The organism is Pseudoalteromonas sp. PB2-1, from assembly GCF_045040605.1.
Taxonomy (GTDB): Bacteria; Pseudomonadota; Gammaproteobacteria; order Enterobacterales; family Alteromonadaceae; genus Pseudoalteromonas; species Pseudoalteromonas arabiensis.
In genome coordinates, this window is sequence record NZ_CP090667.1 from 1,792,580 (window position 1) to 1,805,033 (window position 12,454).

At 41.2% G+C, this 12,454-nt stretch carries 13 protein-coding genes; 2 read left to right on the forward strand and 11 right to left on the reverse strand.

Going from position 1 to position 12,454, the window contains the following annotated elements:
* Positions 1 to 51: 51 nt before the first annotated feature.
* Entirely contained in the window at positions 52 to 471 is a 420-nt protein-coding gene (locus L0Z67_RS08235) for a hypothetical protein (RefSeq protein ID WP_237115211.1), read from the reverse strand.
* Positions 472 to 1,016: 545 nt separating this feature from the next.
* On the opposite strand from L0Z67_RS08235, the gene L0Z67_RS08240 reads away from it, so the two are divergent.
* On the forward strand, positions 1,017 to 1,544 hold the full coding sequence (locus tag L0Z67_RS08240) for a hypothetical protein (protein ID WP_237115212.1): 528 nt from the start codon (positions 1,017 to 1,019) through the stop codon (positions 1,542 to 1,544).
* A gap of 124 nt (positions 1,545 to 1,668) precedes the next feature.
* On the opposite strand, the gene L0Z67_RS08245 is transcribed toward L0Z67_RS08240, so the two are convergent.
* Positions 1,669 to 2,091, reverse strand: coding sequence for a hypothetical protein (locus tag L0Z67_RS08245; RefSeq protein WP_062569050.1), 423 nt, complete (start codon positions 2,089 to 2,091; stop codon positions 1,669 to 1,671).
* A gap of 292 nt (positions 2,092 to 2,383) precedes the next feature.
* Here L0Z67_RS08245 and L0Z67_RS08250 point away from each other — a divergent pair, with 292 nt between their 5' ends.
* The gene (locus tag L0Z67_RS08250; protein ID WP_237115213.1) at positions 2,384 to 2,629 is read left to right on the forward strand and encodes a hypothetical protein; all 246 of its coding nucleotides are present in this window, start codon (positions 2,384 to 2,386) and stop codon (positions 2,627 to 2,629) included.
* Between the two features lie 92 nt (positions 2,630 to 2,721).
* On the opposite strand, the gene L0Z67_RS08255 is transcribed toward L0Z67_RS08250, so the two are convergent.
* The 9 genes from L0Z67_RS08255 to L0Z67_RS08295 all read right to left on the reverse strand — a co-directional run bounded on the left by L0Z67_RS08255 (position 2,722) and on the right by L0Z67_RS08295 (position 12,288).
* On the reverse strand, positions 2,722 to 3,600 hold the full coding sequence (locus L0Z67_RS08255; protein WP_062569052.1) for a LysR family transcriptional regulator: 879 nt from the start codon (positions 3,598 to 3,600) through the stop codon (positions 2,722 to 2,724).
* A gap of 379 nt (positions 3,601 to 3,979) precedes the next feature.
* On the reverse strand, positions 3,980 to 4,636 hold the full coding sequence (locus L0Z67_RS08260) for a 3-oxoacid CoA-transferase subunit B (RefSeq protein ID WP_054553796.1): 657 nt from the start codon (positions 4,634 to 4,636) through the stop codon (positions 3,980 to 3,982).
* 11 nt (positions 4,637 to 4,647) lie between these two features.
* Positions 4,648 to 5,346, reverse strand: coding sequence for a CoA transferase subunit A (locus L0Z67_RS08265; RefSeq protein WP_054553797.1), 699 nt, complete (start codon positions 5,344 to 5,346; stop codon positions 4,648 to 4,650).
* 11 nt (positions 5,347 to 5,357) lie between these two features.
* Positions 5,358 to 6,263 (reverse strand): hydroxymethylglutaryl-CoA lyase, encoded by a 906-nt coding sequence (locus tag L0Z67_RS08270; protein WP_405128688.1) that lies wholly within the window; start codon positions 6,261 to 6,263, stop codon positions 5,358 to 5,360.
* Positions 6,263 to 8,227, reverse strand: a complete 1,965-nt coding sequence (locus L0Z67_RS08275) for an acetyl/propionyl/methylcrotonyl-CoA carboxylase subunit alpha (protein ID WP_237115214.1) — start codon at positions 8,225 to 8,227, stop codon at positions 6,263 to 6,265. The genes L0Z67_RS08270 and L0Z67_RS08275 overlap by 1 nt, the downstream gene beginning before the upstream one ends.
* 8 nt (positions 8,228 to 8,235) lie before the next feature.
* Entirely contained in the window at positions 8,236 to 9,006 is a 771-nt protein-coding gene (locus tag L0Z67_RS08280) for an enoyl-CoA hydratase/isomerase family protein (protein WP_237127909.1), read from the reverse strand.
* A 10-nt stretch (positions 9,007 to 9,016) separates the two neighbouring features.
* Entirely contained in the window at positions 9,017 to 10,624 is a 1,608-nt protein-coding gene (locus tag L0Z67_RS08285) for a carboxyl transferase domain-containing protein (RefSeq protein WP_405128689.1), read from the reverse strand.
* A 9-nt stretch (positions 10,625 to 10,633) separates the two neighbouring features.
* Positions 10,634 to 11,809: an isovaleryl-CoA dehydrogenase gene (locus L0Z67_RS08290; RefSeq protein ID WP_054561519.1), complete on the reverse strand. Its 1,176-nt coding sequence runs from the start codon at positions 11,807 to 11,809 to the stop codon at positions 10,634 to 10,636.
* A 44-nt stretch (positions 11,810 to 11,853) separates the two neighbouring features.
* A complete protein-coding gene (locus L0Z67_RS08295; protein WP_054553803.1) occupies positions 11,854 to 12,288 on the reverse strand; it encodes a MerR family DNA-binding transcriptional regulator in 435 nt (144 codons plus the stop codon).
* Between the last annotated feature and the right edge of the window lie 166 nt (positions 12,289 to 12,454).

Sequence of the window (12,454 nt, forward strand, 5' to 3'; positions counted from 1 at the left end):
CACACAAGAACCGGGCTTTCGACAACAATTTGGTTGGGGGAACCTTTACAACTACAGTGCTAAGTTTTGTTTTGCACGGCTTAAATTGTGGTTTACAAGTTCATTTTTAGAAATTTGCACTGCTTCATAAAAGTCAGAAAGCGCGGCTGTATCGTTTTCGGACATGATGCGTGCAACACCTCGGTTACTAAGTGCAAACGATGTTAACTCGCGGCGTTTGTAACCTGGTACTTTACTTGTACTTAGAAGAGAAATTGCTTGAGTACACAGGCTTTCTGCTTCTGAAAAATTCTTTTCTTTAACGCTTAATGCACAGCGGTTGAAGGCAGTTTCGTATTGGCTGGTTGCATTATCGTTGGTTTGAGGTTGCTCAATTACCATCAGTTTATAATCAGCTTGTGCGGCTACTGCCATCGCTGGGCAAGTTAATAAAGAGCTAAGTGCAATAGTGGTTACAAGTGTTTTTAACATGATAGTTTTCCTTTGAATTAGTTGGTGTTTCTTGCCAACGAGTGAACTTTAAAATATTCCTATAAGCTAAACAAACGATTAAATTAAACCTGATAGATGAAGAAATTTAATCTATAGAGTAATTGCTCAGAACTCAAAGTTTCATGGGGGATGAGAGTATGTAATGTCGACTCTAGTATTTTTTAACAACTGAAACTTTGACTGAGTGCTTATAAATTTTTGTGCCTACGCTTATTTATAGAAACGTTATTTGCATCTGTAGATTGTGATTCTTATATGGAGATAGGTTTTGATAAACGAGGTAACTTTTTAGCAGTGGCCATTGGTTAGTAACTTTGTTAAAAATAGCTTTTTAAAAATTATGGACAAAGCATTCCAAAGTGACATTTAAATTTCAACGTTACCTGTATATTTACAAGTTGAAAATGCTTCTGAACCTGAGTAGATATGCTTGTATATGAGAACCGCGGTGTTTAGCAAAACAATTAAAATTTTTGTCAAAGAATCATAAACAAGCCAATATTGAGAATCACAAGGAAAGAATTATGAAAACAGGGCTTTTATCAATTGGATTTTTATTTATATCGAATGTTGCGTTTGCTGATTGTAAAGCTGCCCTTGAAGAAAGATTAAAAGACGATTTAAACCTCACATACCAGCAATTTGATCAGACTGATGATGCTGGGTTTAGATTGTTAGAAAAATCAGGCTGTCATACTGAAGCCGCTATTCTGATTAAACGTTTTATTACCCATAATAATTCAAAAGAAAGCTCATTAACTTGGCATTTAGCGCAAATGGAAGGGCTCGCGGGTAATTATCAACACGCGATCTTTTATGCAAATAAAGTATTGGATCCGAATGAAGACTTAAGTAATTCAAAAATGTATTGGAATGACTTTGTCTTAGGGAACATCGCTTTTTGGAATAAAGACAAAGTAAAGTTAAAACAATACATAGCAAATATTGAAAAGGGGCAAAATTTTAAACCTAATCAGATAAACCTCAATTTCCTTAATCAGTTGCTCAAAAACTTTGATTTAAGTTACAAACAGGCATTATCGGAGGATTAAGGTAAGCTTCGTCAGCTTAATTTTTAAATCGCTATTGTATTTTTGCCGTAAGTAAAAAGATGGGTACATAAACGACAAAACCCAGCCAAAGCTGGGTTTTAAGACAACACAATTTTGAGAGAGCTTATAATGCTAAGTTCTTTTTCGCTCGAGTTAAGTTGTGTTCTACTAACTCGTTACCTGAAATTTGTACTGCTTCGTAGAAGTCAGAGAGTGCCGCTGTGTCGTTTTCAGACATGATGCGAGCAACACCGCGGTTGCTTAAAGCAAATGACGTTAATTCACGGCGTTTATAAGCAGGTACTTTGCTTGTATTTAGTAAACTGATTGCTTTTGAACAGAGTGTTTCAGCTTCGGTAAAATTCTTTGCTTGAACACTTAACGCACATTGGTTAAATGCTAATTCGTATTGACGGTTAACCTCAGCACTTGCCTGTGTCGATTGGTCAATTACCATTAATTTATAGTCACTTTGATCAGCCATTGCCATAGCTGAACAAGTTAATAAAGAGCTAACTACAACGCGTTTCATAAGTGTACTAAACATAATCTTTTCCTCTGTTATATCGGTATCAAGTGCCGATAGTTGAACTTTAGTTGAGTAGAAAAAATTCAACAAACGATAAAAAAACACTCAATAGATGAAGAAAATTAACTTATAGACTTTAGTCTAATATAATAATTTAAGGCTAAGCGCTGTGTGTATTAGTTTATAAGGGTTGTAAGTTAATTGTCGTAAATTAAAAGTATAGAGTTTTTAAATAGCTGAACGATAATCCGATGATTTAAAAAGTCTAACTGTCCTCACTTTAAGTTAAGGGCTTACTGATGGATTGAAAATGAACTTACTTACGCTTGTACTGATAATTACTATAGGTTTAATCGGCTTTTATATATTACTAAGAGCCCTAACCTTGATGGTGCGGTGGGCTAAAAAAGCGCCAAAGGGAGCATATTTATTTATGGCATTGTTACCACTTATTTCGCTATTTCCAATCCCACCTTCGGTATATGAAAATGTTGCCAAAGCAAAGCATGAGCAGCGTAAAAAACAAAAGCGAGACGATGATAAAGACTCAAGTTAAGTGTGTGATAAAACGAGTTAAAGCTGAGTTGATTGTTATTTAAGATATTATAAATTTAGATAACCCTCAGATTTCTCTGAGGGCAATAATGACTACTTAAGGTGCTTAAAAGTATCAAGCATCCATTTTATGAATAGTTCTAGTTGTGCATTGGTTTCACTTGGTTCGTGTTGCACTAAGTAATATTTATCCTTGGTTTTTAATGGCATATTAGTGAAATTAAATAACCATTGCTCATCAAACCAAGTCTGACTGATAGGTAAGGGGATTAGGGCAATACCCATACCCTGTTGCGCGGCACGTGCCACACCAAACATACTATCAACCTGAATAATTTGCTTTGGTGCAAAGTCATCAATACCAGCATGCTCAGCCCATTGGTGCCAAGCCCATGGACGCGCTTTATGAAGTATTAGAGGAACTTCATTTAATGCCTGAAATGGGTTTTCTTGCCATGCTTGCCAGTTTTCTTTATTGCAAGCTGGCGTATAAGAAAGCGAAAACAGCTCATGTACAACCCCTTCGTGCGGTTTAGACGAAGACAATACAATCGATAAATCGCTTTGCTTAGTCAGCTCTTTACGCGTTTTTAAGGTATTAAGCTGTAAATTTGTATTTGGATGATCGCTAGTCCATTCGCTCAGTTTTGGCATTAACAGCTCACTGGCGAAAAACTCAGGTAGCGTAATACTTATAGTCACGTTCTCTTGTAACTGACTAAACTCGTTAATGGTTTTTTCTAGCGCTTTAATAAGCGGCGATACAGAGTCATAAAAATTTTTCCCCGCAGCTGTTAAGCGGATAGAGCGGGTTTGACGTTCAAACAGTTCAATACCCAATTGTTCTTCTAATTGTTTGATCTGATGGCTTACGGCAGAAGGCGTAAGGTAGAGTTGGTTTGCCGCATCTTTAAAGCTAAGGGTGCGTGCAGCAAAACAAAATGAGCGTAAGCCACGAATAGGTGTTTGCATAGTTAATTTCAGTAAGTCTCAATAGCGCGTGTTAGTTAACTAACTGCTAAGCAATTATTATCCCAAAATGTAAAAAGTAAGAGAGTAAAGGTTGAATATAGCTAATATTTGCACAAATGCATAAAAAAGACTCTTTAATTGATTGTTTAATCTACTTTTATTGCATTTAAAAGATTTTAGCAGTTTTCTGAAACAGGTAACACCCTATACTTTAAAGACTTTCACTTCACAAAGTTAGGGCATTTTATACTATTTATGTGACAAAATGGTGCAGCTCACAGTAAATCAATAGATAAAAAAAATCCCTCTTGCGAGGGATTTTGGGTAACTCAGCGCCATTGGCACTGGGAATGAGGTCGGTACATGGGATGTGAGTGGATTAAAAAACCATCTCTGGAACATCACCTTCAACAAGCAATTTGCCTGCCGTTTTGCTAATGATTTCGTCTACCGACACGCCCGGAGCGCGTTCGATTAGATGAAATGCGCCGTCTTTAACTTCTAGTACGGCTAAATCAGTTACGATTTTCTTTACACAGTTAACCCCAGTTAGCGGTAAAGTGCAACTTTCTAATAACTTAGAGTCACCATGCTTGCTTGCATGAGTCATCGTAACAATAATATTCTTCGCGCCAGCAACGAGGTCCATCGCGCCACCCATGCCTTTAATTAGCTTCTTTGGGATCATCCACGATGCGATGTTACCGTTCTGGTCAACTTCAAATGCACCTAATACTGTTAAGTCTACATGACCACCCCGTATCATGGCAAAACTATCTGCACTATTAAATATTGCTGCACCTGTGGCTGCTGTCACGGTTTCTTTACCCGCATTGATCATATCTGCATCAACTTGGTCTTTAGTTGGGTACGCACCCATACCCAGTAAGCCATTTTCAGACTGCAGCATGACTTCGATGCCATCTGGGACATAGTTAGCAACTAGGGTAGGGATACCAATACCTAGGTTTACGTAATAGCCATCTTGTAGCTCTTGTGCAACACGCATTGCAACTTGTTCACGTGATAATGCCATTTTATTGCTCCTTAATCGCGAGTTGTTACACGTTCGATGCGTTTTTCAAAGTCGCCTTTGATCACGCGATTAACATAAATACCTGGGGTATGAATTTGGCTAGGCTCAAGTTCACCTGGTTCTACAATCTCTTCTACTTCAGCAACAGTAATTTTACCTGCTGTCGCGGCCATCGGGTTGAAGTTCATTGCAGTATGGCGAAATACAAGATTACCGTAGCGGTCGGCTTTCCATGCTTTAACAATGGCAAACTCACCAGTAATTGATTCTTCTAAGATATACGGACGGCCATCAAATTCTTTGACTTCTTTGCCCTCAGCAACCGGAGTGCCGTAACCTGTAGCAGTATAAAACGCAGGAATACCAGCGCCACCGGCACGCATCTTCTCAGCGAGTGTACCTTGTGGTGTTAAAACAACATCAATTTCACCATCAAGTAGTTGTTTTTCGAAAAGCGCATTTTCACCCACATAAGAAGCGATGATTTTTTTAATTTGCTTATCGTGAAGTAAAACCCCTAAACCAAAATCATCTACACCGCAGTTGTTTGAAACAACGGTTAGATTTTTAGTTTGTTTACGCTTAATTTCACTGATAAGCCCCTCAGGAATACCACACAAGCCAAAGCCACCAGCGATAATAGTATCGCCATCTTTTAAACCTTCCATTGCAGCTTCATAACTTGAAACTACTTTATCGAAACCGGCCATGAGCCTACTCCTTAATTATTCTGAGTGTTCTTTAGAGCAAGTGATACCTTGCTGACAGGTTGTTTATTTAATGCACTGCAAATAGCCCAACCAGCTTTCGCCAGTCTTTCTAAATCAATTCCATGCTCTATGCCAAGCCCTTGTAGTAAGTAAACTACATCTTCAGTGGCAACATTTCCTGACGCACCTTTTGCGTAAGGGCAGCCACCAAGGCCTGCAACTGCACTGTCAACCGTTGCTATACCGCGGTTTAGGGCGGTGTAAATATTTGTGAGCGCTTGTCCGTAGGTGTCGTGAAAATGTACAGCGAGTTTTGATTTATCAATATGTTGCAAGAGTAAACCTAATAACTCATCGACTTTTTTCGCCGTACCCACACCAATGGTGTCACCTAGGCTAATTTCGTAACAACCAAGCTCGAGTAATCGCTCTGATACGTTTAATACATCATTGTAGTCGACATCACCTTGATATGGGCAACCCATAACGCAGCTAACGTAACCTCTAACACGAATGTTATTCGCTTTGGCAAAATCCATGACATCTTTAAAGCGATCAATACTTTCATCAATAGAGCAGTTGATGTTCTTTTGACAGAACGCTTCACTTGCTGCTGTAAAGATAGCAAATTCTTGTATGCCGACTAGTTTTGCTGCCTCTGCACCCCGTAAATTCGGGGTGAGGGCACTTAAATTAACGTCTTGTAAATTTAACGCACTAATTACATCGCTAGAGTCAGCCATTTGTGGCACCCATTTAGGTGACACAAATGCGCCTGCTTCAATATCTTTAAGACCAGCTTCAGCTAGGGCGTTGATAAGATCGACTTTATCTTGCGTGCTAACGGCGGCTTCATTTTGCAAACCGTCTCTGGCGCCAACTTCTACAATGCGAACAAAATCAGGAAACTGTGCCATTACGCCTCCGGCTCTTCAACAATCGCGAGCATATCACCGTGACTCACCAGTTCACCTTCAGCAAAGCAATAGCTCGTTAATACACCATCATGCGGGGCATTAAGGGTGTATTCCATTTTCATAGCTTCAATGATAACGACCGCGTCCCCCTTAGAAACAGTACTACCTACCTCAACTAAATGCTTAACAACAGTACCGTTGAGTGGCGCGGCAAGTGGTAGTGCATCACTTTCGTGCTCACTAATATAGTGTTTATCAATCAGCTCAAGCACCTTTTGTTGTGCTTTGTACATCACTGTGATGTGAGAGTCTGTTTGATTAATATGAGCAACAACTTTTTCGCCATTAACGACTAGGTTTGCAAGGCCATCTTCAACGTTGCCCGAAGTTGTATAGTCAACCCCGTCAAGGCTTATTCTAAAACCATCTGAAGTCTTAATGGCATGAATAGATAAATCAACAAACGGGATGGTTGTTTTAGCGTCACTGTTAAGCATAAAGCCTGTTAATTGTTGCCATGGGCTGCTGCTTTCACCTTTTAGTTGATGAGCATACGCATAAGCTGCGACAACGGTCGCAATAACAGACTGTTGCTCGCTTTTAGCAACAAGTTGCTCACCTTGGTCTTCAATAAAGTGCGTATCGGGTGCACCTGCTTGAAAAGTAGGGTGGTTAGCAAGATTATGTAAGAAATTAACGTTACAGCTAAAACCCGCTAAGTGAAATTGCTCAAGTGCTTTTGATAAACGCCCAAGCGCTGCCTCACGGTTATCGTCATGAACAATTAACTTAGCGATCATAGGGTCGTAGAACGGGCTAATTTCATCACCTGCTGCAATGCCTGTATCGATACGAACAAACTCAGATTCATCCGGTGTAAATAGGGCATCAATATGACCCGAACACGGAATAAAGTCATTGCTAGGATCTTCCGCATAAATACGCGCTTCAAAACTGTGGCCTTGTAGCTGAATATCAGCTTGGTTAAGAGGTAATGCTTCACCTGCCGCAATGTTGATTTGCCAATTCACCAAATCAACACCGGTTACCATTTCTGTTACTGGGTGCTCAACCTGTAAACGGGTGTTCATTTCCATGAAGAAGAATTCATCACCGCATAATAAAAACTCAACCGTACCTGCACCGCGATAGTTAATCGCTTGGGCACAACGTACCGCTGCTTCACCCATTTCTTTGCGAAGTGCATCAGATAAACCAGGTGCTGGGGCCTCTTCAATTACTTTTTGGTGACGTCGTTGTAAAGAACAGTCACGATCGCCTAAGTACACACAGTTACCATGGCTATCGGCAAAAACTTGCACTTCAACATGGCGAGGTTTAGTGACATAGCGCTCTAACAGTACTAAATCGTTGCCAAAGCCTGCTTTTGCTTCACGTTTTGCGCCTTCAAGAGCACTGATAAAGTCTTTTGCGTGTTCAACTACTCGCATACCTTTACCACCGCCACCAAAGGCCGCTTTAATAAGAACGGGATAACCAATTTTTTCAGCTTCGGCTTGTAAGAACTCAGTATCTTGATTATCACCATAATACCCAGGTACTAAAGGTACATTCGCTTGGTGCATTATTTCTTTAGCGCGGGTTTTTGAACCCATGGCTTCAATGCTTGATGCTGGTGGGCCAATAAAGGCGATATCATTTTTCTCACACGCGAGAGCAAAGTCAGAGTTCTCAGATAAAAAGCCATAACCCGGGTGAATACAATCAACACCTGCTTGTTTTGCAACATCGATGATTTTATCTGCCACTAAGTACGAGTCTTTACTCGGTGCAGGACCAATATGGTACGCCTCATCAGCAAGCTTTACGTGCTGAGCATGTTTATCAGCATCTGAATACACTGCAACCGTTGTTAAGCCCATTTGTTTTGCTGTACGCATAACTCGGCAGGCAATTTCACCACGGTTGGCAACGAGAATTTTTTCCAATGATTTTGTTGTCATAATGGTTCCTATTTCTGCCAGTTAGGGGCGCGTTTTTCAAAAAATGCAGTCAGACCTTCTTGGCCTTCTTCAGATACACGAATGCGTGCAATGCGCTCTGCGGTTAACTCAATAAGTGCATCATCAATTACATTACCAGCCACATCATTTATAAGCTGCTTTGCTGCTTTAACGGCAATAGGGCCGTTGTTGACAAGGTTTTGTAAATGTTTGTCGAGCGCTGTTTGCAAATCGCCAGTGATTTGGTGAATTAAACCCAGTTGCTTGGCTGTATGCGCGTCAAAAATCTCTGCCGTTAAAAAATAACGACGTGCAGCGCGTTCACCAATAGCTTTAATGACATAAGGGCTGATAACCGCAGGAATAAGACCCAGCTTTACTTCACTTAAGCAAAATTGTGCATCGTCTTGGCAAATCGCGATATCACAACACGCAATCAAGCCTAATGCACCGCCAAAGGCTGCACCTTGTACGGCACAAATTGTTGGGTGTGGGCTTCTAGCAAGGACTTTCATAAGCTTTGCTAGCTGCATTGAATCCGCTAAGTTTTCTGCAAAGTCATTGCCAGCCATCGACTTCATCCAATTTAAATCAGCGCCAGCAGAAAAGTGTTTACCTTCGGTTTTTAAAACCAGTGCGCGCACATCACAGCTATTTGCGTGTTCAATTAAACGGATCAGCTCACTAATGACTTCTTCGTTAAATGCATTGTGTTTTTCAGGGCGACTTAGTACCAGTACAGCCACATTTGATTTTGTTATTTCGAGTGTTACTGACATAAGGCCTCCATTACATTCTAAATACGCCGAACTGAGAATCGCGCTCAGGTGCATTTTTAGCTGCACTTAAGGCCAGCCCTAATACATTGCGAGTATCAGCAGGATCGATAATGCCATCATCCCAAAGGCGGGCACTGGCGTAATATGGATGACCTTGTTTTTCGTATTGCTCGATAATTGGCTTTTTAAACTGACTGACTTGCTCATCAGTCATGCTTTCGCCTTTACGGGCTAAACCGTCTTGTTTAACTTGTGCAAGAACGCCTGCTGCTTGTTCTCCACCCATCACAGAGATACGGGCATTTGGCCACATCCACATCATGGTTGGTTCAAACGCGCGGCCACACATACCGTAGTTACCAGCTCCATACGAGCCACCGATTAACACTGTGAATTTTGGTACATCAGCACATGACACAGCGGTTACCATTTTCGCACCATGTTTGGCGATGCCTTCTGCTTCGTATTTCTTACCAACCATAAAGCCAGTAATGTTTTGTAAAAACACCAAAGGGATTTTACGTTGTGCACATAACTGTATAAAGTGCGCGCCTTTTTGCGCTGACTCACTAAATAAAATGCCGTTGTTGGCAACAATACCCACAGGGTGACCAAAGATTTTTGCAAAGCCGGTTACTAAGGTTTCACCAAAGTAGCGTTTAAATTCATCAAATGATGAATCATCAACAACACGGGCAATTACTTCACGTACATCAAATGGTTTTTTTAGGTCGGTACCAACAATGCCGTATATTTCGTTAATGTCGTAACGCGGCGGTTTAACATCATCAAGTAAGGGTGCAGTAGGGCGCTGATAATTAATTCGTTCGATACATTGGCGTGCAATTGAAAGTGCATGAGCATCGTTTTCAGCGTAGTGGTCGGCAACTCCTGATGTTTTACAGTGAACATCGGCACCACCGAGCTCTTCAGCGCTCACTTCTTCACCCGTAGCCGCCTTAACCAGCGGTGGGCCTGCTAAGAAAATTGTGCCTTGTTCTTTTACGATAATACTTTCATCAGCCATAGCAGGTACATATGCACCACCTGCGGTACATAAACCCATTACGACCGCAATTTGTGGAATGCCTTTACCAGACATACGTGCTTGGTTGTAGAAAATACGGCCAAAGTGTAATTTATCTGGAAACACATCATCTTGTTCAGGCAGGTTTGCACCGCCTGAATCAACTAAATAAATACACGGCAAATGACAACGCTCTGCGATATCTTGGGCACGTAGGTGTTTTTTTACTGTAAGCGGAAAGTAAGTCCCGCCTTTTACGGTGGCATCATTGGCGATGATCATACATTCAACGCCTTTAACACGACCAATACCAGCCACCACTCCAGCACAAGGAATGGCTTGTTCATAGACGCCAAAGGCAGCAAATTGAGAAATCTCTAAAAATGGTGAGCCTTCGTCAAGTAGCGTTACAATACGGTCTCGAACAAACAATTTACCACGGCCTTGATGACGCTCAATCAGGGCTGGGCCACCACCTAAACGGATATCAGCTACCTTTTCACGTAAGTCACTTACGAGTGCTGCCATGTTGTCGTGATTTTGCAAAAATTGCGGATCGTGTGGGTTTACACTCGATTTTAAAATCGTCATAACAAGGTCCTATCGGCTTTCAGTGAATAATTCGCGGCCAATTAGCATGCGGCGGATTTCAGACGTACCAGCGCCAATTTCATACAGTTTTGCATCACGTAATAAACGACCTGTCGCGTATTCGTTAATATAACCATTACCCCCTAAGATTTGGATAGCATCAAGGGCCATCTTAGTAGCAAGCTCTGCGGCATATAAAATCGCACCAGCGGCATCTTTACGCGTTGTTTCTCCGCGGTCACAGGCACGCGCTACCGTGTAAACGTATGAACGAGCTGCATTCATTTGCGTGTACATGTCAGCGATTTTGCCTTGAATAAGCTGGAATTGACCAATTGGGCTATCAAATTGCTTACGTTCATGAATATAAGGAACAACAATGTCCATACATGCTTGCATAATGCCAAGCGGGCCAGCTGCTAGTACAACACGCTCATAATCAAGACCACTCATAAGTACTTTTACGCCTTCGTTTAAGTTACCTAGAATGTTTTCTGCGGGCACTTCGCAGTTCTCGAACACTAATTCACAGGTGTTAGAGCCACGCATACCTAGTTTGTCGAGCTTTTGCGCAGTAGAGAATCCTGGCGTGTTACGTTCAACGATGAAAGCGGTGATCCCTTTAGGACCAGCATTTAAATCTGTTTTTGCATAAATAACAAAGGTATCGGCATCTGGACCATTAGTGATCCACATCTTGTTACCGTTAAGCACAAACACATCGCCTTTCTTCTCAGCTTTTAATTTCATCGATACAACATCAGAACCCGCATTTGGCTCACTCATCGCAAGGGCACCAATGTGCTCACCACTGATTAGCTTAGGCAGGTATTTTTCTTTTTGAGCCTGTGACCCATTACGGTTAATTTGGTTAACACATAGGTTTGAATGAGCACCATAACTTAAACCAATCGATGCACTTGCACGGCTAATTTCTTCCATTGCGATTACATGCTCGAGGTAACCAAGGCCCGCACCGCCAAATTCTTCTGGCACTGTCATACCCAATAAACCCATTTCGCCAAGCTGTGGCCAAAGTTGATTAGGGAAGGCGTTGTCGACATCAGTTTGTTCTGCAAGTGGGGCAATTTCTTGGCTAGCAAAGCTATTAACATGATCGCGGATCATGTCTGCTGTTTCGCCAAGTCCGAAGTTCATTTCTTTGTATAGTGAAATAGTGCTCATAATGTGTGTTCCTGTGAGAGTCTGTTGACGAGATTGTTGTCAGGTTATTCGTCTAAATTATTAAGGGTTTCACGACAGCGACGTTCTGCTGTAACCAATTCCATCAGTACAACTTTAATGTCGTCCATCTGTTGGCTTAGGTCTGCTTTTTTCTCTGCGATAAGGTCAAGCATAGTCACTAGCTGTTTAGCGCTTGATTTATCTGCATCGTAAAGTTCAAACAAACGGCCCGTTTCAGCTAAGGTAAAACCTAAGCGTTTACCACGTAGAATAAGCTTTAGTCTTACTTTGTCGCGTTTTGAATAAATACGGGTTTGACCATTGCGATCAGGTGAGATCAGCCCTTGGTCTTCATAAAAGCGGATAGAGCGAGTTGTAATATCAAATTCTTTTGCTAGTTCACTGATACTAAACGTTTGCTCATTGCTAGCAGGTTCAACTGCTGCGCTTTCGAAGTTTGTTTGATTGTCTTGTTTCATGATTTATTTACCTCATTCGAATAACACCAATATAAGTGAAGTTTACGTAAAGGTAAAGGGTGATTTGGGTGTTATACTTTAGACTTATAAAGATAACTGGTTGGATTTGTTGAAAAGCTTTATTTACCTAGCCTTGTAAGCAGATGTTCGATTTTTAATACAACAA

Coding starts and splice junctions, on each gene's coding strand:
- L0Z67_RS08235 (WP_237115211.1), bottom strand. CDS start 471: ATGTTAAAAACACTTGTAACCACTATTGCACTTAGCTCTTTATTAACT.
- L0Z67_RS08240 (WP_237115212.1), top strand. CDS start 1,017: ATGAAAACAGGGCTTTTATCAATTGGATTTTTATTTATATCGAATGTT.
- L0Z67_RS08245 (WP_062569050.1), bottom strand. CDS start 2,091: ATGTTTAGTACACTTATGAAACGCGTTGTAGTTAGCTCTTTATTAACT.
- L0Z67_RS08250 (WP_237115213.1), top strand. CDS start 2,384: ATGAACTTACTTACGCTTGTACTGATAATTACTATAGGTTTAATCGGC.
- L0Z67_RS08255 (WP_062569052.1), bottom strand. CDS start 3,600: ATGCAAACACCTATTCGTGGCTTACGCTCATTTTGTTTTGCTGCACGC.
- L0Z67_RS08260 (WP_054553796.1), bottom strand. CDS start 4,636: ATGGCATTATCACGTGAACAAGTTGCAATGCGTGTTGCACAAGAGCTA.
- L0Z67_RS08265 (WP_054553797.1), bottom strand. CDS start 5,346: ATGGCCGGTTTCGATAAAGTAGTTTCAAGTTATGAAGCTGCAATGGAA.
- L0Z67_RS08270 (WP_405128688.1), bottom strand. CDS start 6,263: ATGGCACAGTTTCCTGATTTTGTTCGCATTGTAGAAGTTGGCGCCAGA.
- L0Z67_RS08275 (WP_237115214.1), bottom strand. CDS start 8,227: ATGACAACAAAATCATTGGAAAAAATTCTCGTTGCCAACCGTGGTGAA.
- L0Z67_RS08280 (WP_237127909.1), bottom strand. CDS start 9,006: ATGTCAGTAACACTCGAAATAACAAAATCAAATGTGGCTGTACTGGTA.
- L0Z67_RS08285 (WP_405128689.1), bottom strand. CDS start 10,624: ATGACGATTTTAAAATCGAGTGTAAACCCACACGATCCGCAATTTTTG.
- L0Z67_RS08290 (WP_054561519.1), bottom strand. CDS start 11,809: ATGAGCACTATTTCACTATACAAAGAAATGAACTTCGGACTTGGCGAA.
- L0Z67_RS08295 (WP_054553803.1), bottom strand. CDS start 12,288: ATGAAACAAGACAATCAAACAAACTTCGAAAGCGCAGCAGTTGAACCT.